Origin of the sequence: Pandoraea sp. XJJ-1, from assembly GCF_026802345.1 — a bacterium.
Lineage (GTDB): Bacteria > Pseudomonadota > Gammaproteobacteria > Burkholderiales > Burkholderiaceae > Pandoraea > Pandoraea cepalis.
In genome coordinates, this window is the sequence record NZ_CP113827.1 from 5,259,408 (window position 1) to 5,285,561 (window position 26,154).

Sequence of the window (26,154 nt, forward strand, 5' to 3'; positions counted from 1 at the left end):
GTACCCCTCGGGATTCAATCGGGGGAATAGGCACGAGATTGACCGCCATTTCGGGCCATGCCCCGGTTGGCGACATCTCTAGAATGGCTTCCTGACGGCATCGGGCGGGGTTCGCCCCCCAGGCATCGGAACGCTGCCCGGTGCCGTCGGCTTCACGGCGCGGCGCAGGGCGTGCGCCAGCCACCCGGCACACCGCTCGGGTGCCGTGTACGAAGGAGAGTGAGCATGGCAGGCAAATTCGGCGGCGTTCTCGCCAGTGCCCCCCGCGCGCGCAGCGCGCTGCGGCAGGGCGTTCGCACATGCGTGCGATCCAGTCTGCTTGCCGTCGTCCTGAGCCTGACGAGTCTCGCTTTACCGGGTCTTGCGCGGGCTGCCTCGCCTGCCGCGGGTGTTGCCACCGACCCGGCCGCGCAGCATCTGGGGAGCACGCTCGGCCCCGGCGCCGTTGTCATTCCCGGCAACAATGCCGCAGCCGGCGGTATCGCCTCGAACGTGTCGAACGTGTCGAGCGCGGCGCGGAATGTGGCGGCGACGGTCACCACGGCGAATGCCAATTCGAATGTCGGGGTGGCGGCCGCGGTGCAAGCCCCCCAGGCCGCCGGCGCCGCCGTTCAGTCCCAGTTCCAGAACACCGAAGTCATCCGTCAGACGGCCGAACGTTTCCTGCGCGAGCAGACGACCGGGTTGCCGGGACGTGTGAGCTTGACGGTGGGCGACGCGGTCTCCGATCGGATGCCGGCCTGCGCCGCCCTCGAACCCTTTCTGCCGCCGGGCGCGCGCCTGTGGGGGTCGACGACCGTCGGCGTGCGCTGCGCGGGCGAGCGTCCCTGGACGCTCTACCTTCAGGCCCGAGTGAGCATCACCGCCACGTATTTCGTTGCCGCGCGTCAGATCAACCCGGGCGAAGCCATCGGGCCGAACGATCTGTCACCGCGCCAGGGCGATCTCACCTTGTTGCCGCGCACGGTGGCGACCGATGCCGGTCAGATCATCGGCACAGTGGCGGTGAACCGGATCACGTCTGGCCTGCCGATCCGTTCCGATCTGCTGCGCAGCGCGATTGCCGTCCAGCAGGGACAAACCGTGCGCGTCGTCTCGCGCGGCTCGGGCTTCGAGGTGAGTACCGAAGGACAGGTGCTGTCGCGTGCCAGCGCCGGCGATCCCGTTCAGGTGCGCACCCGCGCCGGTCAGCTCGTCAGTGGGACCGTCAAGACCGGTAAGAATGGGAGCGTTGAAGTGGAAGTTGCCCTGTAAGCAAACACTCACTACGGGTTAGAATTCACTGAAATCGGTCGGTCGCGGGATCGGGTAACAGGATGTAACTTACCTAAAGTTGCGCCCGACGATGCCGTTACACAGGCAGGTTTCAGGGGAAAGCATATGAAAATCGAACCACCCGCCAATCCGTTGACTGGTGTCGGTCCGGGCAAGGCGCCGACCGACCGGACGACTGCCGCCACGGCGAGCGCCGAAGGCACGAACGCGTCTGTCGCCAGCACGGGCAGCGGCGCGAATGTGAGCGCGAGCGCGCTGTCGTCGGACATGCGCGCCTTGCAGGCAGCGCTGGCGAAGACGGGATCTGCCGATATTGACGTGGCCAAGGTGGCCGCGATCAAGCAGGCCATCTCCGAAGGAAAGCTCGTCATTGATCCCAGCAAGATTGCGGACGGTCTCATTGCGACCGCGCGCGATCTGCTCTCCACGCAATCGAAGTCATGACCACTGACGCCCTGCTGAAAACTCTCGCCGCCGAAACGAACGCCATTCGCGCGTTTTCGGCGCTGCTTCTCGAGGAACAGCAGGCGTTGGTCAATGGCATGCTCGACGCATTGCCGGAGCTGACCGAGCGCAAGACGCAAGCCGTGACCGACCTCGCAGCCCTTGGGCGCGAACGCGACACCCAGCTGGAAGCCCTGGGCTATCGTCCGGACGAGTCGGGCGCAACGGCGGCGGCCGCCGCCGACACCGGCATCGACGCCGCGTGGAAGGCGCTGCTGGACGCGGCGATTGAAGCCAAGCGTGCCAATGAAACGAATGGCGTACTGATTCGCACGCGTCTGACCTACACGCAGCAGGCGCTGAACGTGTTGTACGGCCCGCAGCAGAATGCCCCGCTCTACGGCCCCGATGGCCGCACCGCCCCGCGATCGAGCGGCGGCAGCATTACGGCTTGACTACGGCTTGACGCGGCTTAGTTCGCCGCAAGCTTGAGGCTCGCCAGTCGATTCAGACTGACTCCCAGTTCCGCCGCTTCGATGACCAACGCGCGATATAGCGTTGGGGGAATCCGCACGCGAAATTCACCGCTGTAACGATGCTCGGCCAGCGGTTCCGGCACCATTTCCCCGTTCGCCTGCATATCGGCGACCACGTCCGTCACCACCTTCCGAATACCGTCCAACGCTCCTTCCGGCGTCACATCCAGCCAGGACAGCGATGGGAATTCGGCACAAAGCCCGACGTGCTCGCCATCTTCCGGCGACCAGGTCAGACGGTAGATGTAATGATCAATGTTCATGCTCTCGGCCCTCGAATTTTCAAATGGCATTCCAGATCCGGTTCGAGAGCTATCCTAGCGTGCGATTTTGGGGAAGACGGCATGCCGAAATGGTGCCAATAGTGGCGCCATTTGTTCAAGGCCGATTTGTCCGAAAAGTTGGGGGATTGCCGCACCCAGATGCAAAAAGCCCTCGGAGACGAACGTCCGAGGGCTTGGTTCAATAGGCGTGAGACTTAACTTGCCGACGTCTGCGTCGTCTCACGCAACGGTAAGGTTTCCTGGGCCTCATCCGAAAGACGGCGCGCTATCCGATCGCCTCACACAGCGCGAAAAGCCTCGCGCCAAACGCTTTCGCACTCATCGGTGCGGAAAACAGCATCGTCGCCGCCCCATACGTCGGGACGCATCGGGGCACACTTCCCCGTCTTGGCAATGCATGACGTCCGACGGGGAGTTTCAATGAACGTGGGCAACAAATTCAGCAGGAACAAAATCGCGGTGCCGACCTGACATGACGACAGCAGCCATGGCGGATGTGGTCGGGGTCGCAGGCGCGCTCCTAGTCGTCGTCGCCTATTTCCTGAATCTTCGCGGAACGCTCACCACCAACGATTATCGCTATTCCGTCTTGAATCTGTGCGGATCGGCGATGATCGTCTACTCGCTCGCGTATAACCCGAATCCGGCCTCGCTGCTCATCGAGGCCTTCTGGGTCTCGATCAGCCTTTATGGCTTGCTCAAGTCATTGAAAGCACGCCGACGAGCCCTTCGAGCCCACCGCAATAGCTAAGCGAGAAGCCATTGAGCCACAGCCGAGTCCGTCGAGCGCACCCCTTCCGTCCATCAGTCACCCGCTCGGACACCTTAACTCGCCGAGGTCCAAGCCTTCTCACGCAACGTTGTGCGCAGGCGCGAGATCGCCTGGCTATGCAACTGGCAGACGCGCGATTCGCTCACTTCCAGCACCGCGCCGATCTCGCGCAGATTCAGGCCCTGGTCGTAATACAGGCTCATGAGCAACTTCTCGCGCTCCGGCAGCCGATCGATCGCATCGATCACGCCGCCGCGCAAGCCTTCGTCGAGCAACATCGTCAGCGGATCGGCGCCCGGATTCGCACAGATCCGGTCAATAAACGGCTCTTCGTCCGCCGAATCGAAATCCTCGTAATAGACCAGTTGGCAACCGTGCACGTCCTGCAGCATCTGCTGATATTCGGCCAGACCGATCGACAGCTCGCCCGCGATCTCGCTCTCCGACGGCCCCCGGCCCAACCGTTGCTCCAGGCGCTGCACCGCCTTCTCGATCTGACGCGCCGTCTTGCGAATGCCGCGCGACGCCCAATCCAGCTCGCGCAACTCGTCGAGCATCGCGCCGCGAATGCGCTGGCTCGCGTACGTTTCAAACTGCGCGCCCTGCGTCTCCTGATAGCGGTTCGCCGCATCGAGCAGCCCGAGCATGCCCGCCTGAATCAGATCTTCCAATTCCACGCTCGCCGGCAGCTTCGCCATCAGTTGCAGCGCCAGACGACGCACCAACGGCGCGTATTGCGTCAGCGTGTCGTTCGTGTCGACCTTCCCGCTCGCGGTATACATGTTTCCCTCCGCTTCCTCTCGACGCGTGCCGTGTCGCTCAAGCCGTGTGCGCGCTCACCGCGCCCACGCCAAGCGTTATGTCGTTGCCGCGCTCGCCACCGATGTCACCCACCCCGGCGCCCAACGCGGCCAGCCCCGTCTCTCGCACGGCCAATGGCCAATGCATCACCTGCGCCGCCAGTTGCCGATACGCCACCGCCGCCGGCGCCATCGGGAACGCATCGACCACGGTGCGCGTCAATTGCCGCGCACGCACAACCTGCCGATCCATCGGCACATGGCCCGCCAGCTCCAGCGACACCGCCAGATAACGGCTCGCCGTCGTGGCCAGATTGCGGCACACCACGCGCGCCTCCACGTCCTCCGACCGATTCACCAACACCCGGAACTGCGCCAACGCATACTCGAAATGCGCCTGCTTAATCCACGAATACGCCCCCGTGATCGACGCCGGTTCGCACCCCAGCACCACCAGCACGTCGTGCGCGTGCGCCGCGAGCGGGCTGAGCACCGCCCCCGCGTGCGTGCAATCGATCACCACGACGTCGGGCTCGCTGGTCGTCAACAGCGGCAGCGCGCGCAACGGGTCAATGCGTTCGGGATGCCGATGCGCCACGGGCACCACCACCACGTTGTCGCGCGTGTGCACGCGAATCGCCTCGGGCGACACGCGTCCGGCCAGCACGTCGTGAATGTCGCCGCGCAGCGGCAGACCGAGCGCCGGTGCCGCATGGCCGCTCTCGTCGGCCAGCACGACATCCTGACCGTGATGCGCCAGGGCGCTGGCCAGATTCAGCGCGGTACTCGTCTGACCCGCTTCAGGCGCACTCCCTACCACCGCGACGATTCGCGTGGTGTGACGCGCCACGAGCCGGCGCAGACCTTCCGCTTGATCGAGTACGAGCTTAACCAAAGCAAGCCTCGCCTGAGGGTTGTGCGGGCGCGAACAGCCCGCTGTATTGGGGGTCGACGCCGCGCACCACAGCCGGCAGGTCTTCCTCGGCCGGCACGAATGGCGAGCCCGTGACCGGCGCGGAAAGTGCGGTGTCGATCAGGAATGGTTTGTCGGCCACGTGCAGGTTCTCCGGCACACGCTGTCCCGTGGACACATAATGCACCGGCAAGCGATGACGAATCACCGTATCGAGCACCGACCCGAGATTGGTCGATTCGTCGAGTTTCGTGAGAATGCACCCCGCCAGATCGCCGCCGCCTTGCGCGCTCGCGCTGCGGTAGGCGTGTACCACCTCGTTGAGCGTATCGCCATGACTCGTGGCGTTGAGCAGCAACAGACGCTGCACCGGCGTCTCGGCGCCGCACAACATCGCGACCTGCTCCGGCACCGTACGGTCTCGCTGGCTCATGCCCACCGTGTCGATCAGCACCATGTGCTTGTTGCGCAATTCGGTCAGCGCCAGACGCAGGTCCGTGGCATCTTTTACCGCATGCACCGTCACGCCGAGAATCTTGCCGTAAATGCGCAGTTGCTCGTGCCCGCCGATACGATAGCTGTCGGTGGTGAGCAGCGCGAGCTTCTCCGCGCCGTGCCGCATCACGCAGCGCGCCGCGAGCTTGGCCGTCGTGGTGGTCTTGCCCACCCCGGTCGGCCCCATCAGCGCATACACGCCGCCGCGGTCCATCAGTTCGTCTTCGTTCGGCATGACGGGCAGATTGCGCGTCAGCGCGCGCTTCACCCATGCCAACCCACTCTCCAGATCGCCGCCCTCCGGCAGATGTTCGAGCAGCGCCCGACCCAGTTGCGCCGAGAACCCTGCGGCGAGCAGCGTGCGCAGAATCTCGCCCTGCGCCGGGGAACGACGTTGCTTGTCGTTCCAGACCAGCCCGGCGACCTGCTCTTCGAGCAAGCCGCGCATGCTCTGAAGTTCATCCATCATGGTTTGGGCAAACGCGCTCGTTGCCCCGGCATCATGGGCCGCCGCGATCGGCGCGCCAGTGACGGCAGCGACCGGGGCGACAGGCACCGCCGGGCGTGGACGCGGCCGGTGGGTCGGCATGTCGCCGCCCGCGAGCGCGTCAAGATCCTCTTCCGCCAATGCGACGATTTCCACGCCATTGGCGACCGAGCGATTGGACAACACGACCGCATCGGGTCCGATTTCCTCGCGAATCTGGCGCAGTGCATCGCGGCACGTGCCCGCAAAGAATTTCCGAATCTTCACCCTTGACCTCCGATGAGTGCCGTCATTTTCACATTCCGTGTGTCAGGCACTTCCGCATACGACAAAACCTTGAGCTGCGGCAAGCTGCGGCGCAAGAAGCGCGAGAGCAGCGAACGCAGCGGATGTTGGACCAGCAGTACCGACGGCAAGCCCTGACGCTCCTGGCGCGCCACCGCGGCCTGCGTCTCGCGCAGCAGCGTGTCCGCGAGACCCGGCTCCAGCCCCGTGCCACCGCCTGCCGACAACGCCTGCGTGAGAATTCTTTCGAGATTGGCATCGAGCCCCACCACCTCGAGATCGCCACTTCCCGGGAACACGCTTTGCGTGATCGCGCGGCCGAGCGCCAGGCGCACCAGCGCCGTGAGGTCGTGGGCGTCCTGTACGCGCGTACCGTGTTCGGCGAGCGTATCGATGATCGTGCGCATGTCGCGAATCGGCACCTGCTCCTCGAGCAGGTTCTGCAAGACTTTCTGCAACGTGGTGAGCGCGATCGTCTTCGGCACCAGATCTTCGATGAGCTTGGGCGCGTCCTTGCCGATGCGCTCGATGAGCTGCTGCACTTCCTGACGGCCCAGCAACTCGTGCGCGTGGGCGTTGATCAGGTGGTTCAGATGGGTGGCGACCACCGTCCCGGCATCGACCACCGTGTAGCCATACGCCTGCGCCTGATCGCGCTGACCGACATCGATCCACGTCGCCGGCAAGCCGAAGGCCGGATCGCGCGTGGGCGTGCCCTGCAGCGGTGCGCTGACCTGCCCCGGATCGATGGCGAGCAGTTGTCCCGGATACGCTTCGCCTTCGCCGATGACCACGCCCTTGAGCGTGATGCGGTACTGGTTCGGACGCAGCTCCAGGTTGTCGCGAATGTGCACCACCGGTGCGAGAAAACCGATTTCCTGGGCGAATTTCTTGCGGATGCCCTTGATGCGCTTGAGCAATTCGCCGTCCTGATTGCGGTCGACGAGCGGAATCAGCCGATAGCCGACCTCCAGTCCGAGCGGGTCGACAAGCGCCACGTCGTCCCACGACGCTTCGGCCACTTCGGCCGGCGCGCTGGACGCCACGGGGGTCGGACGCGCGGCCTGTTGCTTCTCGGCCTCGGCGCGCCGGAACTGATAGCGAGCGAGCGCCCCCAGCCCCAAGGCCAGCAGCAGAAAGGCGAAGTGCGGCATGCCCGGAATCAAGCCCATCAGACCGAGGATCGCCGCCGTGATCCCCAGCACGCGCGGATTACTGAACAGTTGCGAGACGACCTGCTGGCCAATGTCTTCATCGGTCGCCACGCGCGAGACGACCACACCGGCGGCCGTGGAGATCACCAGCGCGGGGATCTGCGCGACGAGACCGTCGCCAATGGTCAGCAGCGTGTAGTTCTTCGCCGCCATGCCGATATCCAGGCCGTGCTGGGCCACGCCGACGATCAGCCCGCCGACGATGTTGATGATCATGATGAGCAGACCGGCGACCGCATCGCCGCGCACGAACTTCGATGCGCCGTCCATCGAGCCGTAGAAGTCGGCTTCCTGGGCGATCACCGAGCGACGCTTGCGCGCCTCCTCTTCGCCGATCAGTCCGGCGTTCAGGTCGGCGTCGATGGCCATTTGCTTGCCCGGCATCGCGTCGAGGGTGAAGCGCGCGCCGACTTCGGCGATGCGCCCGGCGCCCTTCGTGATCACCATGAAGTTGATGACCACGAGGATGATGAACACCACGATACCGACCGCGTAGTTGCCCCCCACCAGGAAGTGGCCGAACGCCTCGATCACTTTGCCGGCGGCGTCCGGCCCGGTATGGCCTTCGAGCAGCACCACGCGGGTGGACGCCACGTTCAGCGACAGACGCAGCAACGTGGAGAACAGCAGCACGCTCGGGAACGCCGCGAAGTCGAGCGGCTTTTGCGTGTACATGCTCACGAGCAGCACCATCACCGCCAATGCGATGTTAAAGGTGAAGAGCAGATCCAGGATGAACGGCGGCAACGGCAGGATCATCATGCCCAGAATCATGATGATCAGCACCGGCGCGGCGAGCGACTTCAGATTGCCGCCGAGGAGCAGTTGCGACGAGCGCAGTAGCTGGTTCGCGCGAGGGTTGAGGTTCATTCGTTACACTCGTTTCGACCCGGCGCGCCGCGGCGCGTCGAGTTCGGCCGGCACCGGCAGATCCGACGGGGTAACGGGCGCGGCGCCCCCCTCGGTGCGCCAGCGGCGAAGCTGGAAGACCCACGCCAGCACTTCGGCCACGGCCGTGTAGAGCGTGGCCGGAATTTCGTGACCGATGTCCACGTGCGCGTGCAGTGCCCGTGCCAGCGGCGGGGCTTCGAGAATCGGAATGTGGTGCTCGGCGCCCATCTCGCGGATGCGCAGCGCAACGAGATCCGTGCCCTTGGCCAGCACGCGCGGTGCCGTCATGTTTTCCTTGTATTCGAGCGCAACGGCAAAGTGCGTCGGGTTGGTCACGATCACGTCGGCCTTGGGCACGTCCTGCATCATGCGACGGCGCGCCGTCTGGCGCTGCAACTGGCGGATGTGCGCCTTGAGATGCGGATCGCCTTCGCTTTCCTTGTTTTCCTGCCGCACTTCCTCTTTGGTCATGCGCAGCTTCTTGTAGTGCTGCCAGAGCTGGAAGGGGACGTCGATGGCCGCCACCAGCATCAGCGATGCCACGATGAACGCACAGCACACCGCGATCAACTCGCCCACATACGGCAAGGCCGCGCGGGGCGACTGCGTCATCAGCCCCATGACCGCGTCGCGGTCGCGCGCAATCGCCCAGTAGGCCACGGCGCCGACGAGCAGCGTCTTGGCCACCGCCTTGACGAGTTCGACCAGCCCCTGCACGGAAAACATGCGGCCCAGCCCCTTGAGTGGGTTCAGGCGGCCGAAGTTGGGCGCGAGCGACTGGGTGGTGAAGAGCCAACCGCCCAGCGCCATCGGGGCGACAATCGCCGCGAGCACCAGCACACCGAGCAGCGGGGCAATGGCGATGAGCGCGTCGGCGCCCGAGCGTGCGGCATAGGAGAGCATGCGGTGGGTGTCGAGGGCGGTGCCCGGCTCGAACTGCATCCCGTGGCGCATCAGTTGGGCGAAGCCTTGCGAAATGCGGTCAGCCGTCATCCACAAGCCGGCCACTCCGGCCGCCAGCAAGGCGAACGTGGACAGTTCCCGCGAACGCGCAACCTGTCCTTCCTCGCGCGCCTTTTCAAGGCGCCGGGGAGACGCAGGTTCCGTCTTTTCGAGATCGCTATCCTCAGCCATGCCTTATCCACTGCGGGTGGACGAAGCCACCCTATCGCGACCGATTATGGCCGTAACCGTCAAGTCACAAAGGGGGGAATAGAGGCGGGATTGGGCGGTATTTCGCGCCGGCGTGCGGCAAAGGTCGGAAACGCCGTCAAAAAGCGACGCCCCGGCAGCCCGTCGACGGGCCGGCGGGGCGAATCCTCAGAAGCCGAGGCTGGCGAGCAGATCGTCGACCTGCCCTTGATCGGACACGATGTCGGTGCGGCCATCGGTCTTGACCTGCGGCCCGTTGAGCAGCGAATCTTCGGCTTCCTTGCGCTTCTCGGGCGGCATGTTTTCGAGCAGCGTCTGCAACAGGTGCTTCTCGATCTCCTGCACGACATCCATGATCTTCTTGATGACCTGTCCGGTCAGATCCTGGAAGTCCTGCGCCATCATGATTTCCATCAGATGGTGGTTGGTCGCGCGCGTGTCGTCCGGCACGCGACGCAGATACGTGCGCGTCTCCACGACCAGCTTGCGGGCATCGTCGAGTTCGAGCGGCTCGTCGAACCACTTGGCCCAGCGTTCGTCGAGTGCGTTGGCGTCCGCTTCGAGACGATCCTGAAGGGGCTTGGCCAGTTCGATGGCCGTGAGCGCCCGCACCGCCGCCTGCTCGGTCAGGGTGGCGACATAGTTCAGGCGGTCGCGCGCGTCGGGAATCGCTTCGGCCGCCTGCTCGAGTTGCTTGTCCAGCCCGAGTTCGCGCAGGTTGTCACGCAGCATGCGCGTCAGCTGCCCAACGCGCATGAGCATGCGCGCGGACGGGTCCGCTTCGCCGGTCACGTAAGCGCCGTTGGGCTCACCCGGCCATTCAGTGCTCGCCTCGTGGGTCACGCTCACGCCCCTGTCTTAACCATTTTCTCGAAGATCTTGCCCAGCTTTTCATCGAGCGTCGCGGCCGTAAACGGCTTGACCACATACCCGCTCGCCCCGGCCTGGGCAGCCGCGATAATGTTTTCCTTCTTCGCTTCGGCCGTGACCATAAGCACCGGCAGCTTTGCGAGGTTCGGATCGGCTCGGATCTGCTGAAGCATCGTCAGGCCATCCATGTTCGGCATGTTCCAATCCGAGACCACGAATTCGAAGCTGCCGCCACGCAGCTTGGCCAGCGCCGCCGCACCGTCTTCCGCTTCGTCGACATTGGAGAAGCCCAGCTCCTTGAGCAGGTTTCTCACAATCCGGCGCATCGTCGGAAAATCGTCGACGACCAGGAATTTCAAGTTCTTGTCTACCATCATTACTCCAATTCAGCCGGCGCCCCGCGGGGGCCGGCGATATTCATGGGCAGATTTCGCCACCACTTGGTGCCCCAAGTGTGTCCGCAAATCGACGCGACGCATACGGCGAAAAAACGCCAAAAAAGCGCCCTACTATACCCGCTGGGTGCGATCGCCAAATTTCGCAACCTGATGCAGCACTTTGCGGGCCATTTCGTGCAACGGCACCACTTCTTCCGCCCCGCCCATCGCAATGGCCTCGCGCGGCATGCCGAACACGATGCAACTCGCCTCGTCCTGCGCGAAGGTGTGCGCGCCGGCCCGGCGCATTTCCACGAGTCCGGCCGCGCCGTCGCGGCCCATGCCCGTGAGAATCACGCCGATCGCATTGCGTCCGGCGTGAACCGCCGCGGAGCGGAACAATACATCGACCGACGGACGATGTCGATTCACCGGCGGCGCCGCATCGAGCAAAGCCACATAGTTCGCGCCGCTGCGCGAGAGCTGCAGGTGGGTGTCGCCGCCCGGCGCGATGTACGCGTGGCCCGGCAGCACCCGCTCGCCGTGCTCGGCTTCCTTCACCGTAATGCGGCACAGGCCGTTCAGGCGCTGCGCGAACGACTTGGTGAAGCCCGCCGGCATATGCTGGGTAATCAAAATCGCCGGGGCGTCCGGCGGCATCGGCACGAGCACCTCACGGATCGCCTCCGTGCCGCCCGTCGACGCGCCGATGATGATCAGCTTCTCCGTCGACACCAGCGGGTTACGCAGCAGCGGCGCCGCTTCGACCGGCACGGGCGTCGCGCTCTTGGGCGGGGCGCTGCGCACGCGGGCGCGCGCGGCGCCACGAATCTTGTCGGCAATCATCTCGCCGTACTCGAGCATGCCGTCGCGAATGCCCAGGCGAGGCTTGGTCACGAAATCCACGGCGCCGAGTTCTAGTGCGCGCAGCGTGACTTCCGAGCCGCGCTCGGTCAGCGACGACACCATGAGCACCGGCATCGGACGCAAACGCATGAGCTTCTCAAGGAAGTCGAGCCCGTCCATGCGCGGCATTTCGACGTCGAGCGTGAGCACGTCCGGGTTGTGCTGCTTGATCAGGTCGCGCGCCACGAGCGGATCGGGGGCGGTCGCCACAACGGTCATGTCCGGTTGCGCATTGATGATCTCGGTCATCAGGCTGCGCACGAGTGCGGAATCGTCCACGCACAGGACTTTGATAGGTTCGCTCAAGCCTCCTCCATTTGTCGGTTGTCAGGCCCCGGCCGAGGCTTGGCGTTTCTGGCCGGTGGCGCAAAGAGTTCTACGGAACCCCGGACTTCGCGTGCACGCAGTCGCTGCGCGTACGCCTGTTCGCGCTGGGCAATGGCCGGGTCGCCCCGGTCGCCCAGCTTTCTGACCATCACCCGCCCGGTGCGCGGCAAAAAGCATACCTTGCGCGGATGCGGTCCGAGAAGATCCTGCGCCGTGACGCGAATCTGCTCCATCTCCAGATAGCGCAACACGAAGTTCGCATTGCGATCGCCGATGTTCAGCGTGGTCATGCCCGCGAGCACCGCGCCGCCGCCGAAGACCTTCGCCTCGAGCCGTTCGCGCCGTGCGCCGAGCTTGATCAGCTCGTTGATAAGCATTTCCATGGCGTAAGCGCCGTAGCGCATCGACGCCGAGAGTATACGGTTGCGCTCGCTCTCGCCATCGTCGGGCAGCATGAAATGATTCATGCCGCCGATACCCGTGACGGTATCGCGCACACACGCGGCCACGCACGACCCGAGCACCGTCACGAGCATGATGTCGTCGGTCGTGACGTAGTACTCGGACGGCAGCAGCTTCACCGCCTGCGTGTCGAACGCATTGTCGAAGTAGTGGTTGGTGGCGAGCGCCTCGGCCAGTGGCTGCGTCATGTCAGGCCCCTCGCGCGGTCGAGCCGGCCAGCTCGTACACCGTCTGCCCGCGCAGCCGGAACGCCTGGCTCACGTAGGTGAAGTTCTCGGAGTGCCCGGCGAAAAGCAAACCATCCGGCTTGAGCAAGGGCACGAAGCGCTCGAGAATGCGCGCTTGCGTGGCCTTGTCGAAATAGATCATCACATTGCGGCAGAAAATGACGTCGAACGGACCGCCGATCTGCCACGACGGCGCGAGCAGGTTGAGCGGCGCGAACGTCACGAGCTGCTGCAGCTCCGGGCGCACCTTGATCTTGCCCTCGTTGGCGCCCGTGCCCCGCAGGAAGTGGCGGCGCAACTGCTCTTGCGAGAGCTTGCCGGTCTGCTCGCCGCTGTAGACCGCGCTCGATGCCCGCGCGAGCACCTGCGTGTCGAGATCGGTGGCGAGCACGCTCGCGCTGGGCCGCGTGCCGAGCGTGTCGACGAGCGTCATCGCAATCGAATACGGCTCTTCGCCGGTCGACGCCGCGCAGCACCAGATCGAGATCGGTTTGGCCCGCTGACGCACGAAGTCGGCGAGCAGCGGGAAATGATGCGACTCGCGGAAGAACGACGTCAGGTTGGTCGTCAACGCGTTGGTGAACGACTCCCATTCGGTCTCGCCGGTGTCAGCCTCGAGCATGTCGAGGTATTCGGTGAAGCTCGTCATCCCGAGCGCGCGCAGACGCCGCGCGATGCGGCTGTACACCATTTCGCGCTTGTGCTCCGCCAGGGCGATCCCGGCGCGCTGATAGATCAGATGACGGATGCGGCCGAAATCGGTCAGCGAGAAGGTGAAGTCGCGCTCGCCGGAGAGGGCAGCACCGCTGGCGCGCGCGAAATCCGCGCTGCGCGAGCCGACGTCGCCGTCGATGCCCGCGGCGCCTCGACGTGTCGTAGGTGATGTCGTGCGCGAATCAGTCATGTCGTCTCACTTTGCCACCGCGGCAATTGTTCGCGCTATGCCGCGCGAGCCAGGGGTTGCGGCGCCGGCCCGCGACGCGGCGCGCCCATCGCGTGAACGGCCCCGCCGGCACCGCTCGTCTGGAACACCGCCACCGCCGCGCGCAGATCGTGCGCCTGCGATTCCAGCGATCCCGCAGCGGCGGCCGCTTCTTCCACGAGCGCCGCGTTCTGCTGCGTCACCTCATCCATCTGCGTCACGGCGCGGTTGACCTGCTCGATACCGCTCGACTGCTCGTTCGATGCCGCCGAGATCTCCCCCATGATGTCCGTCACGCGCTTGACCGCCTGCACGATCTCACCCATGGTCTGCCGCTGCTGAGCGACGAGCGCCGTACCGTCCTGCACGCGGCGCGCCGACTCTTCGATCAGCGCCTTGATTTCCTTCGCCGCTGCCGCACTGCGCTGCGCCAGCGTGCGCACTTCGCCCGCCACCACGGCAAAGCCACGGCCCTGCTCGCCCGCACGGGCGGCTTCCACGGCAGCGTTCAGCGCCAGAATGTTGGTCTGGAATGCGATCCCGTCGATCACACCGATGATGTCGACGATCTTGCTCGAGCTGGTCGAGATGCCGTCCATCGTCTCGCCCACCTTTCCGGAGACCTGACCGCCACGGGTCGCGATCTCCGACGCGTTCACGGCAAGCTGGCTCGCCTGGCGCGCGTTGTCGGCGTTCTGCTTGACGGTGGCGGTGAGTTGCTCCATCGACGACGCCGTTTCTTCTAGCGACGCGGCCTGCTGTTCGGTGCGTGCCGACAGATCGGTGTTGCCCGCCGCAATTTCCTGCGCCGCCGTCGTGATCGATTCGGTGCCCTCGCGGATCTGCCCGATGGTCTCGGCCAACGTGCGCTGCATGCGTTGCATCGCATAGAGCAGGCTGCTGTTGTCGCCCGGCGCCAGCATCACGTGGCTTTGCAGATCGCCACTCGCGATGCGATGGGCGATGTCGGCCGCGTATTCCGGCTCGCCGCCGAGGCTGCGCTGCACGTTGCGAATGATCGCGATCATCGCGGCCGTCACGATGGCGCCGATGAGCAACAGGGCAATGCCGTAGCGAATCAACGCACTGTAGAACGCTTCGTCGACGTCCTGCATGTACATGCCGCTCATCACACTCCAGTCCCACGGCGCGAAGTACTTCACGAACGAGAGCTTTTCCAGGCGCTTGTCGCTGCCCGCGACACGACCGTGGTATTCGACGAAGCCCGAGCCCTTCTCCTTGGCGACACGAGCCATCTCGACGAACAGCAGCTTGCCGTTCGAATCCTTATAGTTCGAGACGTCCTTGTTCACCAGATCGGCCAGCGTCGGATGCATGAGCACGACCGGCTTCGAGTCGAACACGACCAGGTAGCCGCTGTCGCCATAGCGCATCGTCTTCAGGCGAGCCATGGCCTGTTGCTTCGCTTCGTCGACGCTGATCTTGCCCGCCGCCGCTTGTGCCGCGTAGTCGCGCACGATACCGTCGGCACTCGTGACGACGCTTTGCACCGCCGCACGCCGCTCCGACACCATCGTGCTGCGTTCATGCCAGGCGGCCCAGCCGCCGAAAATCAAAAGACCCAGCCACATCAGCGCAAGCGCGGACCAGAGTTTTGCCTTGAGACTCAATTGCTTCATGATGTGACCCTCCACTGCCTGCACGTCGCGTGCGCGATGCGCGCGACGGTTTTCGTCTTGCCGATTGCTGCCAGAGCGCGCGCGGCGCGCGATCAGAAGGTCTCCCAGTCGCCGCTGGCGTCATCCGTGCCGGTGCGGGCGCTTGCCGCAGGGGCAGCCGCCGCCGGTGCCGGTCTGCGCGGCGCGGCGGGCGCGGCCTTCGGGGCCACCGCTGACGTCGGTGCGGACGCAGCGGGCGCCGTCGCCTTCACCTTCTTTGCAACGGGGCGGACCACCGGTGCGGCCGCGAGCGTCGGCGCCGTGTGGCTGGACGCCGCCTGACTGGCGTCCAGACGGAACACCGAGACGACCGTCTTCAGACGATTGGCCTGCTCTTCGAGCGAGCCGGCCGCGGCCGCGGCTTCTTCCACAAGCGCCGCGTTCTGCTGCGTGACTTCGTCCATCTGCGTGACGGCGCGATTGACCTGTTCAATGCCGCCCGATTGCTCGCTCGATGCCGCCGAGATCTCGCCCATGATGTCGGTCACGCGCTTGACCGCCTGCACGATCTCTTCCATCGTCTGACCGGCTTGTTCGACGAGCGAGGAGCCGTCCTGGACCTTGTGGGAGGAGTCTTCGATCAGTTCCTTGATTTCCTTGGCCGCCGCCGCACTACGCTGCGCCAGCGTGCGCACTTCGCCCGCTACCACCGCGAAACCACGGCCCTGTTCGCCGGCGCGCGCGGCTTCCACCGCCGCATTCAGCGCCAGAATGTTGGTCTGAAAGGCAATCCCGTCGATTACGCTGATGATGTCGACGATCTTGCTCGAGCTGGTCGAGATACCCTGCATCGTGCCGACCACGCGGCCCACCACTTCGCCGCCGCGTGCGGCGATGTCCGAAGCGGTCACGGCAAGCTGGCTCGCCTGGCGCGCGTTGTCCGCGTTCTGCTTGACGGTGGCGGTGAGCTGCTCCATCGACGACGCCGTCTCTTCGAGCGACGCGGCCTGCTGTTCGGTGCGTGCCGACAGATCGGTGTTTCCCGCGGCAATCTGCTGCGCGGCCGAGGTGATCGACTCGGTGCCCGAGCGGACCTCCGTCACCGTGCGCACGAGGCTGTCCTGCATATGCTTCACGCCCTTGAACAGACGCCCGGTTTCGGTGTCGTTCCACACTTCGATGCGCTGCGTCAGGTCGCCGCCCGCGATCCTCTCGAAATGCTTGATGGCGTCGTCGATGGGGCCGACGACGGCGCGCGTGAGCGTGATCTGCGTGATGATGCCCACGAGCAGGCCGATGACCAGGCCGATGCCGACCAGCCACATCACCAGCGTGTAACGCGCCTGGGCGGCCAGGTAGCGGTTCTCGGCAGTCTTGTTCTGCAAGTCGGCCAACGCCACCATCGCCTTGGTGTAATCGGAGAAGAGGCGCGGCACGTCCATGACCGTCTTGGCGTGGAAGTCCGGGATATCGCCCGACTCAATGGCCTTGAGTGCGGGCACGATGCCCTCGTTGACCACCTTGCCACGGGCGGAGATCACTGCATCGGCCAACGGCTTTTCGCTGTCGGACATGGGCTTCGCCGCGTAAGCGCCCCACGCGTCGTCTGCCGCCTTGAGGTTCTGACGGACGCGCTCGATGGCCGTCTTGATCTCGGTCGGATCGGCAATGAACTCGATGCGCGAGAGCGTCACGCGAGCCGTCAGGGTGGAAATCGTCGTCTGTGCGAGGGAGCGCGACGACGCCATGTCGTTCCTGTAGATATCGCGCAGCGACGCATTGCTTTGTTGCAGCGAGAGGAGACCCGCCGCGGCGCCGACGACCAGCAGCACCATGAAGAGTCCCAGCGCCAGCGTCAGCCGTGCCCGGATGGTGACATTCTTAAACATAACGATCTCTACCTCGTGAAGACCGGCCTGCGGCCGGTGTATCCATCTCAACTATCCGAATTACCGACCCGTCAGAATTCTTCCCACTCGCCCGAATCGCTCGCGTTTGCGCTCGACGTCGATCCGGTCGATCCGCCCGCCGGCGCCTTGCCTCGACGCGCGGCCATTTGCAGCACCTGCGCGTCCTCCGGCGTGCCGGCGGCGGCGGGCGCCGTCGGCGCCGGTGACTGCGGGCGTCGCGTGACGGTGCGCGTAGCACCGCCTGCGCTGGCCCGTGCCGGTGCCGCGCGGGCCGCCGAGACCGCCGGGGCCACCGACGTAGCGGCCTCCGGCTGGCCTTGCGCGGAGGCGCTGTGATGCACGGTGGTACTGTGCGCCGCTGCCGCCTTGAAGGCATCGCCGACACGGAAGACAGCCACGGCGTCGCGCAAGCGACCCGCCTGATCTTCGAGCGAGCCGGCGGCCGCCGCCGCTTCTTCCACGAGTGCCGCGTTCTGCTGCGTGACTTCGTCCATCTGCGTCACGGCGCGATTGACCTGCTCGATGCCGCTCGACTGTTCGCTCGATGCCGCCGAGATCTCGCCCATGATGTCGGTCACGCGCTGCACCGCCTGCACGATTTCCTCCATCGTCTGACCGGCCTGCGCCACCAGCGTCGAGCCGCTCTCCACGCGCCCGACCGAGTCTTCGATCAGCACCTTGATTTCCTTGGCCGCCGCCGCGCTGCGCTGCGCCAGCGTGCGCACTTCGCCGGCCACCACGGCAAAGCCGCGGCCCTGCTCGCCCGCGCGTGCCGCTTCCACCGCCGCGTTCAACGCAAGGATGTTGGTCTGGAACGCGATGCCTTCGATCACGCTGATGATGTCGACGATCTTGTGCGAACTCGACGAAATCCCGTGCATCGTGTCGACCACGTTGCCGACCACACGGCCGCCGCGGGCGGCGATCTCAGACGCGTTCACGGCCAGCACGCTCGCCTGCTTGGCGTTGTCGGCGTTCTGTTTGACCGTGGCCGTGAGCTGCTCCATCGACGACGCCGTCTCTTCCAGCGAGGCCGCCTGCTGCTCCGTGCGCGCCGACAGATCGGTGTTGCCCGCCGCGATTTCGTGCGAGGCCACGTTGATCGATTCGATGCCTTCGCGCACGTCCGAAACGATGGACAGCAGGCTGTTCTTCATGACGGTGAGGCCGAAAAGCAACTGGCCGATCTCGTCGCGTCCCGTGCCTTCCGCCTTGACAGTCAAGTCGCCCGCCGCGATCTGCTTCGACATCGAGAGCGCCACGCGCAATGGGTGATTGATCGCGCGACGCAGCACGCTGCCGAGAACGAACAAGAGGATGATGCCGCCGATCACCGCGATCACGGTGGCCGCACGCACGAAGGTGTGGGCTTTCTGCGATTGCTGATACAGGTCGGTCGCCTGGGTGAGTTCAAGGCGCGTGAGCACATTGAGCTCGTCACGCATCGGGCCATAGGCCGGCTTCACCTTTTCGAGATACGTCTGCTGGGCGCCTTCGGCCGAACCGGCCTTGAGCATCTCGACCGTCTGTTGCAGGCCGTCGGTCGTAAAGCGCTGGCGAATCGTGTTGAAGCGCTCGGCTTGTGCGCGCGTGTCCGGGTCGACCGACGCCATGTATTCGGTCCACTCGCGGTTGATGTCGTCGAGGCTGCTCGTGATCTCATCGCCCGCGCGTTTCATCGCGTCGAGATTCGGGCTGCCCACCGCTTCGGCCACGAGCAAGACGTCGCGGTCGAGCTTCTGGCCGATGACGGCCAGCGTACTTACCGGCACCATGCCGTGCTGATAGACGCGCAGCAGTTTTCCGTTGCTGCTCGACATCCCCCAGAGGCCCAGACCGCCGACCACGGCCAACAGCGTCGCACCGAGCACGATGATCCCGGTTAGCCGTGCGCGCAGCGTGTCCAGACGGATCTTGCGCGCCACCGCCGCGAATCCGCCGCGCTCGACCTGACCGCCGCGAATGCGCAAGTTGCCGGCCTGCCCGCTGCGAAAGCGCGCGTAGACCGTCTCGGCCTGCGCCGTCGTACCTGCCGCCGGACGCACACGCACCGACGTGAAGCCCACCACGGCACCGTTTTCCAACGTCGGCGTGACCGTTGCGAGCACCCAGTAGAAATCGCCGTTCTTGCGGCGGTTCTTGACCAACCCGGTCCACGTATCGCCGCGCTTGACCGTCTCCCACAGATCGCCGAAAGCTTCCGGCGGCATGTCCGGATGGCGAACGATGTTGTGCGGTGCGCCCAGCAGTTCTTCACGCGAATAGCCGCTCACCTCCACGAAGGCGGGATTGGCATACGTGATCCGCCCCTTCAGATCCGTCCGTGAGATCAGGTACTGATGCTCGCCGATGACGAATTCGTTTTGGGTGACGGGCTGGTTATTGCGCACGTGCTCGGTCTCCGTGAATGACAGGTCGGGGGGGCTCGGGTGTGTCAGGCGTGTCGGGTGGCGCGCCGGGTCTCAGCTCGCCAGGCGCTCGATGAGCGCCATGTCGCTGCTGGTCATGAGCTTCTCGATGTCCATCAGGATCAGCATGCGGCCTTCGACGGTGCCCAGTCCGGTGATGTACTCGGTGGCCAGTTGCGCGCCGAATTCCGGCGCCGGCTTGATTTCGCCACGGGCGAGCGTGAGCACGTCGGAGACCCCGTCGACCACCATGCCGACCACGCGGCCCGCCACGTTCAGAATGATCACGACCGTTTGCGTGTTGTACTCGACGCGGCCCAGACGGAATTTGATCCGCATGTCCACGATCGGCACGATGATGCCGCGCAGATTGATCACGCCCTTGATGAAGTCCGGCGCATTGGCGATGCGCGTGACCGCGTCGTAGCCGCGAATCTCCTGCACCTTCAGAATGTCGATGCCGTATTCCTCGTCACCGAGCGTGAAGACCAGAAACTCCTGACCGTCGCCATCGGTCTGCATGGCGCCGCCCTGGCGCGACACGGCATGTTCTTGCGAAAGGTTGTCCATCTGACGCGTCTCCGACTTCAGTTGAAGATGGTGGCGGCCGCCGAGCGCTGGCCGCGCTGAAGCGCCGCCACGTCGACGATCAATGCCACACTGCCGTCACCCATGATGGTGGCGGCGGAAATACCGTGAATACGGCGGTAATTGGTTTCGAGATTCTTCACCACGACTTGCTGCTGACCGACCAGTTCGTCGACGAGCAGCGCAAAGCGGCGGCCTTCGGCCTGAAGGATCACGATGATGCCCTGCGTGGGATCGGCGCGCGCCTCCGGCACGTCGAACGCGCGGTAAAGCTCGACGAGCGGCAGGTACTCGCCGCGCACCAGCACGACCTGACCTTCGCCGGTCACGGCGCGAATGTCGTCGCGACGCGGCTGCAGCGACTCCATCACGAAGTTCAGCGGCAGAATGAAGATCTCCGGTCCGACCTTGACGGACATGCCGTCGAGAATCGCGAGCGTGAGCGGCAGCACGATGCGGATCGTGGTGCCCTTGCCGCGCGTGGACAGAATCTCCACGTGCCCGCCCATCTGCTGGATGTTGCGCTTGACGACGTCCATGCCCACGCCGCGGCCCGACACGTCGGTGATCGCCTCGGCGGTGGAGAAGCCCGGCATGAAGATCAGTTGCCACACGTCTTCGTCGGACATCGAGTCCGAGACCGGCAGCCCCTGCTGCTGGGCCTTGGCAAGGATCTTTTCGCGACGCAGGCCCGCGCCGTCGTCGCTCACTTCGATCACGATGTTGCCGCCCTGATGCGCCGCGGACAGCACGAGCTGACCGACCGGGTCCTTGCCCGAGGCCAGGCGCAGCTCCGTCGTCTCGATGCCGTGATCGAGGCTGTTGCGCACGAGGTGCGTGAGCGGATCGATGATGCGCTCGATCAGGCTCTTGTCGAGTTCGGTCGCCTGACCGAACGTGACGAGTTCGATCTGCTTGCCCAGCTTGGTCGCGAGGTCGCGCACCAGGCGCGGGAAGCGCGAGAATACGTAATCCATCGGCATCATGCGGATGGACATCACGGCCTCTTGCAGGTCGCGCGCATTGCGCTCGAGCTGGCCCATGCCGTTGAACAGGCGATCGTGAAGCATCGGATCGAGGCTGCTCGCCGTTTGCGCGAGCATCGCCTGCGTAATCACCAGCTCGCCCACCAGGTTGATGAGCTGATCGACCTTCTCCACGCCCACGCGAATCGAACTGTTCTCGTGTCCGGCCGCGCCGCCTGCCGGTGCGGCCACGCGCTTCTCTGCCGGAGGATGCGCCCCATTGCCACCACCGCCAGCGCCGGCATGCGCGGCGGGCGCCTCAGGCGGCACGATGATCGGCTCGGCCGCAGGCGGCGGCACCGGTGCCTCCTGGGCCGCCGCCGCCACCGGGGCGGCGACCGGCACTTCGATCGGTGTCGCGACGACCGGCGCCGGAGCAAAGATTTCCGAGGTCTGGACCGGGGCGGCCACCGTCGGCTCGACCGGTGCCGCGGCGGCCATCGCCGCGGCCGCCGTCGCCGCGTCCTGCACGTCGATCTGCGACGGCTCGATCACGAAGCAGCACACCGCGAGAATGTCGTCGGCGCCGCACGTGGTATCGAGCCACAGGTGCAGCGTGTCGCCGCTCGACTGGCGGCCAGCCACGTCGCCCAGGTTGCCCAGTTCTTCCGCGAGCAACGTCTGATCCTTCTCGCCCACGCCGGTGAGCGTGACCTTCAGACGCGTCTGGCCCGGCGGGACAGCGCTTGCGGGCGCGCCGCTCGCGTCCGTCGCCGGCCCGGCAGCGGCTTCGGGGGCGGCTGGCGCGGCTGGCGCTGCGGAGGGTACCGGCGCAGCCGGTGCGGCCGCAGGGGCAGGCGCGCCGCTTTCCTCCGCGGCGAGCTGCTGGAGCACTGCGCAGATGCGCTTCATCGCCTCGGCATCGGGCTCACTGGAGGCGCGGTAGGCATTCAACTGTTGATGCAACACGTCTTTGGTTTCCAGGAAGGTGTCGACCATCTCGGTGCGCAACTGCAATTCGCCGCGGCGCGCGCGGTCCAGCAGGTTTTCCAGCAGGTGAGTGGTCTCGGTGAGCGCGGTGAAGCCGAACGTCGCGGCGCCGCCCTTGATCGAGTGGGCCGCACGGAAGATCGCATTGAGCTGCTCGTTATCGGGTGCATTGATATCGAGCGCGAGCAGAAGATGCTCCATCTCGGCGAGCAACTCTTCCGCTTCATCGAAAAAGGTCTGGTAGAACTGGGTGATATCCACCGATTTCCTCGTCCTAACTTGGTTGTGCCATCGACGACATCGTCATGCGCCTTCGCCGACGAGCGAGCCCACTACGTCGACCAATGCCTCGGGGTCGACCGGTTTGATCAGCCAGCCGCTGGCGCCCGCTTCGCGCGCCGCGGCTTTGTACGCGCCGTCGACTTCGGTGGTGAGCACCAGAATCGGCGTTTGGGCAAACGTGTCGAGTTCGCGCAGCGCGCGAATGAGCGACAGGCCGTCCATGCCAGGCATGTGCTGGTCGGTCAGCACCAGATCGAACGCCGCGTTCGACGCCAGCGCCAGGGCCTCCTGCCCGTCGCGGGCAGTCGTCACGGCGTAGCCGGCCTCGTCAAGCGTGGCCGCCAGTATCTGACGCATCGACGCAGAATCGTCGACGGCGAGAATCGTGTTTCGAAGGGCCTGCATGCGTCTCCTCTTGTCCGTTATCGCAGAGCGGCGTCGGGTGCCGCCGGGGGAGCAGGCGGTGCCGGCAGCTCGCCGTTGATGAGGGCGTTCACGGCATCGCTGCCGGCGCCGCGGGCGTTCGCTGCGTCGATCGTCGGTTGGTCGGCCTCGCGCTTGACCGACTGCTCTGCGCGTCGATTGAGCACGATGATGCTGATGCGGCGATTGATCGGGTTGTACGCGTTGTCGCGATCGAGCGGCACGGTGGACGCCAGGCCCACCACGCGCAGCACCTTTTCGCCGTCGAGACCGCCGGCAATCAGTTCGCGACGCGACGCGTTCGCGCGATCGGCCGACAACTCCCAGTTGCTGTAGCTCTTGTCGCCCTGTGCGTAGGCGGTGGCATCGGTGTGGCCCGACAGGCTGATGCGGTTCGGCATGTCGTTGAGCGACTTGCCGATCTCGCGCAGGATGTCACGCATATACGGCTGCACCTGCGCGCTCGCGTTGGCGAACATCGGCCGGTTCTGGTCGTCCACGATCTGAATGCGCAAGCCCTCGGTCGTCACGTCGATGAGCAACTGCTTGCGGAACTGCTTGAGCGTAGGATTGTTCTCGATTGCCTTCTCGATGCGCGCCTTGAGTTCGCGCAAACGCTGCGCTTCGGCCCGCTCGGCCAGCTCGGCCGACATCGCCTGACGCGATCTGGCTTGATCGCCGCGCGATTTCTGGCCGTCGGTGCGGGTCGTGTCGGGGCCGCCACCGGGAATGACACCGCTATTGTCGGCCGCGTTATGTCCGCCGGAGAGCGCGACCATGAGCGGCGTGCGGAAGTATTCGGCAATCCCCGTCAGCTCCTTGCTCGTCGCCGAACTGAGCAGCCACATCAGCAAGAAGAACGCCATCATCGCCGTCATGAAGTCGGCGTACGCAATCTTCCACGCGCCGCCGTGATGGCCGTGCGCGCTGCGCGCGCGGCGCTTGACGATGATGGGCCGCTCTTCTTTCTCGCTCATTGCTGCGGCCCGTCAGCGTGCCTTGACCTGTCGCACGTGCTCTTCGAGCTCGGCGAACGACGGACGGACGGTGGAATACAGCACCTTGCGGCCGAACTCGACCGAGAGTGCCGGCGCGTAACCGTTCAGGCTGGCGAGCAGCGTGACCTTGATGCACTCGTAGAGCTTCACGGATTCGTTGATGCGGTGTTCGATGAGCTGCGCCAGCGGCGAGATGAAGCCGTAGGCGAGCAAAATGCCGAGGAACGTGCCCACGAGGGCCTGGGCGATCAGCGCGCCCAACACCGCCGGCGGCTGGTCGGCCGACGCCATCGTGTGCACCACGCCCATCACGGCCGCCACGATACCGAAAGCGGGCATGGCGTCGCCCGTCTTCTGCAGACAGTGCGCGGGGACTTCGCCTTCATGACGGTACGTTTCGATTTCGTGATCCATCAGGTTCTCGATCTCGAACGCGTTCATGTTGCCGCTGACCATCAGGCGCAGGTAGTCGGTGAGGAATTCCATGATGCGCGGCTCGCCGAGAATGCGCGGATATTGCGAGAACACCGGGCTCGATGCCGGGTCTTCCACGTCGCCTTCGATGGCGAGCATGCCGTCCTTGCGCGCTTTCGCGAGCAGCACGTACAGGAGCGCCATCAGCTCCATGTACAGATCCTTGGTGTATTTCGAGCCCTTGAACAGCATCGGCAGCGCCTTCATCGTCGCCTTGATCGCCTTGCTGTTGTTGCCCACCACGAACGAGCCGATGCCCGCGCCACCGATGATCAGCAGCTCGGTCGGCTGAAACAGCGCGCCCAAGTGGCCTCCGCCCATGACGAAACCGCCAAAGACCGATGCCAGAACGATGATGTAACCAATGACGACAAGCACTGCCGGATACCTCTCGCAAAAATACGTCTACGGAAAATTGTCCGTCCTGTTCAGAGGGCTTAACGGCAGACACGCAGGGAAACTGTAGGGGGTGCGACCTCGTGACGTAGGCTTGCCTAGGCGGCCAATGGAGAAATTTCGGTGACCGGCGCCAGATCGGCCGCGGGCGCATGCTTCGCCTTGCGGGTCTTGCCGGCGCGCGACGGGGGCTGGCAAAGTCCGCAAACGTACTGGCCATGCGGCTCATGGGCGTGCGTGACGAAATGTCCGCCGCAGCGCGTGCACGGCGTCATTTGCAACATCTTGCTGTCGAAGAAGCGAACGAGCGTCCACGCGCGTGTAAACCCGAGCACCGCTTCCCAGTCATGCATCTCCACGTGCTCCATGTACAGGCGGTACGCCTTGACGATGGCTTCGATGCCCTGGCACCCGCCGTGCTGCACGAGGTGGCGATAGATATTGTGGAAAAGCGACGAATGGATGTTCGGCAACCACGTCACGAACCAATCGGTCGAGAACGGCAGCATGCCCTTGGGCGGCGATGCCCCCTTGAGTTCTTTGTAGAGTTTGATGAGCCGGTCACGGCTCAGGCTCGTTTCAGCTTCCAACAATTGGAGGCGGGCGCCGAGTTCAATCAGCTCGATGGCCAACTGAATTTCACGGGCCTCGAGAACGACGCTTTTGGTACGCATGGGCAAACTTCCTGGCAAGTCACGCGAAGCGCCGCCCACCGGGCGGCGTAGCGTGCGTGGCGTGCTTAGCCGATCTGCTCGACGGGTTGCCCCGCCAACAGAATCGAAGCGTGCGACTGCTGCATACCCACGTCTTTCGCACTGTGCGTAAGACTCGACAGCATTACGTGGTCGTCGAAGCGAAATCGACACAGAAGCTGGTTCGACCCCGCGAATTTGACGAGTTGAGCCAATGTGAGACGGCCGAGCACGTCGGCCAGTTGGTCGCTGATCCCCATGCGGAACATTGCCGCGGCACGATCCTCACGGATCAGGCGCTGAGCCAGGACGAGATAAGAGAGATTCAATTCACGAATCTCATTGAGTGTTTCGCTGTTTCGCATGCGGCCCCCCGGCGCAATGGATGGATCTGGCGTACGACTGCCTAGTCCCTCGCATTGTGGACAAGGGCGAAAGATAAAGAAATCGGAGAAAAACTACGTGGGGCGGTGAGAAAAGCGGAAGTTATTTGTAGGAATTTTTCCTACAGACGGGGCGCAAGCGGCCCCCTCGACACGCCTGGGGATAGCGATCGTGGCGAAATCATGTCAGCGTCACGAAGACGTCATGAAGCTGCGCTTTACTACTCGACTGTATTTCGGCAAGCGGGTGCCGAACTTTAGCCATTCTTGCAAAAAATTTCCGGGGGCTTTGCAGGAGGGCTATGCATCGCACTTTGCCTATCGCGCCGGCGCACGAACAGTCCAATTACAAACTGTTACAGGTGGGCATGACGCGTATCGAATGTC

At 64.8% G+C, this 26,154-nt stretch carries 25 protein-coding genes; 4 read left to right on the plus strand and 21 right to left on the minus strand.

Features of this window, described 5'->3' with window-relative positions; translation table 11 throughout:
• Positions 1-225: 225 nt before the first annotated feature.
• The 3 genes from flgA (at position 226) to OYT13_RS24355 (ending at position 2,174) form a co-directional block, all read left to right on the plus strand.
• Positions 226-1,254, plus strand: coding sequence for a flagellar basal body P-ring formation chaperone FlgA (gene flgA / locus OYT13_RS24345; RefSeq protein ID WP_017233631.1), 1,029 nt, complete (start codon positions 226-228; stop codon positions 1,252-1,254).
• Between the two features lie 126 nt (positions 1,255-1,380).
• The gene (gene flgM / locus OYT13_RS24350; protein ID WP_268567067.1) at positions 1,381-1,719 is read left to right on the plus strand and encodes a flagellar biosynthesis anti-sigma factor FlgM; all 339 of its coding nucleotides are present in this window, start codon (positions 1,381-1,383) and stop codon (positions 1,717-1,719) included.
• Positions 1,716-2,174, plus strand: coding sequence for a flagella synthesis protein FlgN (locus tag OYT13_RS24355; RefSeq protein ID WP_261939561.1), 459 nt, complete (start codon positions 1,716-1,718; stop codon positions 2,172-2,174). The genes flgM and OYT13_RS24355 overlap by 4 nt, the downstream gene beginning before the upstream one ends.
• Before the next feature lie 17 nt (positions 2,175-2,191).
• Here OYT13_RS24355 and OYT13_RS24360 read toward each other — a convergent pair whose 3' ends face one another.
• A complete protein-coding gene (locus tag OYT13_RS24360; RefSeq protein WP_261939560.1) occupies positions 2,192-2,518 on the minus strand; it encodes a type II toxin-antitoxin system HicB family antitoxin in 327 nt (108 codons plus the stop codon).
• 493 nt (positions 2,519-3,011) lie between these two features.
• Between OYT13_RS24360 and OYT13_RS24365 the strand changes: the two genes are divergently transcribed.
• On the plus strand, positions 3,012-3,290 hold the full coding sequence (locus OYT13_RS24365; protein WP_261939559.1) for a CBU_0592 family membrane protein: 279 nt from the start codon (positions 3,012-3,014) through the stop codon (positions 3,288-3,290).
• Positions 3,291-3,364: 74 nt separating this feature from the next.
• Here OYT13_RS24365 and OYT13_RS24370 read toward each other — a convergent pair whose 3' ends face one another.
• The 20 genes from OYT13_RS24370 to flhD form a co-directional block, all read right to left on the minus strand.
• On the minus strand, positions 3,365-4,093 hold the full coding sequence (locus OYT13_RS24370) for an RNA polymerase sigma factor FliA (protein ID WP_017233626.1): 729 nt from the start codon (positions 4,091-4,093) through the stop codon (positions 3,365-3,367).
• 37 nt (positions 4,094-4,130) lie between these two features.
• Entirely contained in the window at positions 4,131-5,006 is an 876-nt protein-coding gene (locus tag OYT13_RS24375; RefSeq protein ID WP_017233625.1) for a MinD/ParA family ATP-binding protein, read from the minus strand.
• Positions 4,999-6,273: a flagellar biosynthesis protein FlhF gene (flhF, locus tag OYT13_RS24380; protein WP_017233624.1), complete on the minus strand. Its 1,275-nt coding sequence runs from the start codon at positions 6,271-6,273 to the stop codon at positions 4,999-5,001. The genes OYT13_RS24375 and flhF overlap by 8 nt, the downstream gene beginning before the upstream one ends.
• Positions 6,270-8,375, minus strand: coding sequence for a flagellar biosynthesis protein FlhA (gene flhA, locus OYT13_RS24385; protein WP_017233623.1), 2,106 nt, complete (start codon positions 8,373-8,375; stop codon positions 6,270-6,272). Before flhA ends, flhF begins: the two co-directional genes overlap by 4 nt.
• Before the next feature lie 3 nt (positions 8,376-8,378).
• The gene (flhB, locus tag OYT13_RS24390; RefSeq protein WP_017233622.1) at positions 8,379-9,530 is read right to left on the minus strand and encodes a flagellar biosynthesis protein FlhB; all 1,152 of its coding nucleotides are present in this window, start codon (positions 9,528-9,530) and stop codon (positions 8,379-8,381) included.
• Positions 9,531-9,716: 186 nt separating this feature from the next.
• Positions 9,717-10,310 (minus strand): protein phosphatase CheZ, encoded by a 594-nt coding sequence (gene cheZ / locus OYT13_RS24395; protein WP_051060153.1) that lies wholly within the window; start codon positions 10,308-10,310, stop codon positions 9,717-9,719.
• Between the two features lie 83 nt (positions 10,311-10,393).
• Entirely contained in the window at positions 10,394-10,792 is a 399-nt protein-coding gene (cheY, locus tag OYT13_RS24400) for a chemotaxis response regulator CheY (protein WP_017233620.1), read from the minus strand.
• A gap of 135 nt (positions 10,793-10,927) precedes the next feature.
• Complete coding sequence (locus OYT13_RS24405) at positions 10,928-11,950, minus strand: protein-glutamate methylesterase/protein-glutamine glutaminase (RefSeq protein ID WP_051060151.1); 1,023 nt, start codon at positions 11,948-11,950, stop codon at positions 10,928-10,930.
• 53 nt (positions 11,951-12,003) lie between these two features.
• Entirely contained in the window at positions 12,004-12,678 is a 675-nt protein-coding gene (gene cheD / locus OYT13_RS24410) for a chemoreceptor glutamine deamidase CheD (protein ID WP_150564383.1), read from the minus strand.
• A gap of 1 nt (position 12,679) precedes the next feature.
• A complete protein-coding gene (locus OYT13_RS24415; protein ID WP_150564382.1) occupies positions 12,680-13,621 on the minus strand; it encodes a CheR family methyltransferase in 942 nt (313 codons plus the stop codon).
• Between the two features lie 35 nt (positions 13,622-13,656).
• A complete protein-coding gene (locus OYT13_RS24420) occupies positions 13,657-15,279 on the minus strand; it encodes a methyl-accepting chemotaxis protein (protein ID WP_039830256.1) in 1,623 nt (540 codons plus the stop codon).
• A 92-nt stretch (positions 15,280-15,371) separates the two neighbouring features.
• A complete protein-coding gene (locus OYT13_RS25195) occupies positions 15,372-17,147 on the minus strand; it encodes a methyl-accepting chemotaxis protein (RefSeq protein ID WP_327198109.1) in 1,776 nt (591 codons plus the stop codon).
• A 71-nt stretch (positions 17,148-17,218) separates the two neighbouring features.
• Positions 17,219-19,558 (minus strand): methyl-accepting chemotaxis protein, encoded by a 2,340-nt coding sequence (locus tag OYT13_RS25200; RefSeq protein ID WP_286797424.1) that lies wholly within the window; start codon positions 19,556-19,558, stop codon positions 17,219-17,221.
• 72 nt (positions 19,559-19,630) lie between these two features.
• Positions 19,631-20,146 (minus strand): chemotaxis protein CheW, encoded by a 516-nt coding sequence (locus OYT13_RS24445; protein ID WP_017231684.1) that lies wholly within the window; start codon positions 20,144-20,146, stop codon positions 19,631-19,633.
• A gap of 17 nt (positions 20,147-20,163) precedes the next feature.
• The gene (gene cheA / locus OYT13_RS24450; protein ID WP_268567068.1) at positions 20,164-22,380 is read right to left on the minus strand and encodes a chemotaxis protein CheA; all 2,217 of its coding nucleotides are present in this window, start codon (positions 22,378-22,380) and stop codon (positions 20,164-20,166) included.
• Positions 22,381-22,422: 42 nt separating this feature from the next.
• Positions 22,423-22,806 (minus strand): response regulator, encoded by a 384-nt coding sequence (locus OYT13_RS24455; protein WP_017233807.1) that lies wholly within the window; start codon positions 22,804-22,806, stop codon positions 22,423-22,425.
• Between the two features lie 17 nt (positions 22,807-22,823).
• Positions 22,824-23,801 (minus strand): flagellar motor protein MotB, encoded by a 978-nt coding sequence (motB, locus tag OYT13_RS24460; protein ID WP_017233808.1) that lies wholly within the window; start codon positions 23,799-23,801, stop codon positions 22,824-22,826.
• 12 nt (positions 23,802-23,813) lie between these two features.
• Positions 23,814-24,617, minus strand: a complete 804-nt coding sequence (motA, locus tag OYT13_RS24465) for a flagellar motor stator protein MotA (RefSeq protein ID WP_370364046.1) — start codon at positions 24,615-24,617, stop codon at positions 23,814-23,816.
• 173 nt (positions 24,618-24,790) lie between these two features.
• Positions 24,791-25,366, minus strand: a complete 576-nt coding sequence (gene flhC, locus OYT13_RS24470) for a flagellar transcriptional regulator FlhC (RefSeq protein ID WP_268567069.1) — start codon at positions 25,364-25,366, stop codon at positions 24,791-24,793.
• A 65-nt stretch (positions 25,367-25,431) separates the two neighbouring features.
• Positions 25,432-25,749, minus strand: a complete 318-nt coding sequence (gene flhD, locus OYT13_RS24475) for a flagellar transcriptional regulator FlhD (RefSeq protein WP_017233811.1) — start codon at positions 25,747-25,749, stop codon at positions 25,432-25,434.
• Positions 25,750-26,154 lie beyond the last annotated feature (405 nt).

Coding starts and splice junctions, on each gene's coding strand:
- cheD (WP_150564383.1), bottom strand. CDS start 12,678: ATGACGCAGCCACTGGCCGAGGCGCTCGCCACCAACCACTACTTCGAC.
- flhB (WP_017233622.1), bottom strand. CDS start 9,530: ATGGCTGAGGATAGCGATCTCGAAAAGACGGAACCTGCGTCTCCCCGG.
- motA (WP_370364046.1), bottom strand. CDS start 24,617: ATGGGCGGAGGCCACTTGGGCGCGCTGTTTCAGCCGACCGAGCTGCTG.
- OYT13_RS24415 (WP_150564382.1), bottom strand. CDS start 13,621: ATGACTGATTCGCGCACGACATCACCTACGACACGTCGAGGCGCCGCG.
- OYT13_RS24455 (WP_017233807.1), bottom strand. CDS start 22,806: ATGCAGGCCCTTCGAAACACGATTCTCGCCGTCGACGATTCTGCGTCG.
- flhD (WP_017233811.1), bottom strand. CDS start 25,749: ATGCGAAACAGCGAAACACTCAATGAGATTCGTGAATTGAATCTCTCT.
- OYT13_RS24420 (WP_039830256.1), bottom strand. CDS start 15,279: ATGAAGCAATTGAGTCTCAAGGCAAAACTCTGGTCCGCGCTTGCGCTG.
- cheZ (WP_051060153.1), bottom strand. CDS start 10,310: ATGCTCATGCGCGTTGGGCAGCTGACGCGCATGCTGCGTGACAACCTG.
- motB (WP_017233808.1), bottom strand. CDS start 23,801: ATGAGCGAGAAAGAAGAGCGGCCCATCATCGTCAAGCGCCGCGCGCGC.
- flgA (WP_017233631.1), top strand. CDS start 226: ATGGCAGGCAAATTCGGCGGCGTTCTCGCCAGTGCCCCCCGCGCGCGC.
- OYT13_RS25195 (WP_327198109.1), bottom strand. CDS start 17,147: ATGTTTAAGAATGTCACCATCCGGGCACGGCTGACGCTGGCGCTGGGA.
- OYT13_RS24370 (WP_017233626.1), bottom strand. CDS start 4,093: ATGTATACCGCGAGCGGGAAGGTCGACACGAACGACACGCTGACGCAA.
- OYT13_RS24355 (WP_261939561.1), top strand. CDS start 1,716: ATGACCACTGACGCCCTGCTGAAAACTCTCGCCGCCGAAACGAACGCC.
- flhA (WP_017233623.1), bottom strand. CDS start 8,375: ATGAACCTCAACCCTCGCGCGAACCAGCTACTGCGCTCGTCGCAACTG.
- cheY (WP_017233620.1), bottom strand. CDS start 10,792: ATGGTAGACAAGAACTTGAAATTCCTGGTCGTCGACGATTTTCCGACG.
- flhC (WP_268567069.1), bottom strand. CDS start 25,366: ATGCGTACCAAAAGCGTCGTTCTCGAGGCCCGTGAAATTCAGTTGGCC.
- OYT13_RS24405 (WP_051060151.1), bottom strand. CDS start 11,950: ATGACCGAGATCATCAATGCGCAACCGGACATGACCGTTGTGGCGACC.
- OYT13_RS24445 (WP_017231684.1), bottom strand. CDS start 20,146: ATGGACAACCTTTCGCAAGAACATGCCGTGTCGCGCCAGGGCGGCGCC.
- flgM (WP_268567067.1), top strand. CDS start 1,381: ATGAAAATCGAACCACCCGCCAATCCGTTGACTGGTGTCGGTCCGGGC.
- OYT13_RS24360 (WP_261939560.1), bottom strand. CDS start 2,518: ATGAACATTGATCATTACATCTACCGTCTGACCTGGTCGCCGGAAGAT.
- OYT13_RS24365 (WP_261939559.1), top strand. CDS start 3,012: ATGACGACAGCAGCCATGGCGGATGTGGTCGGGGTCGCAGGCGCGCTC.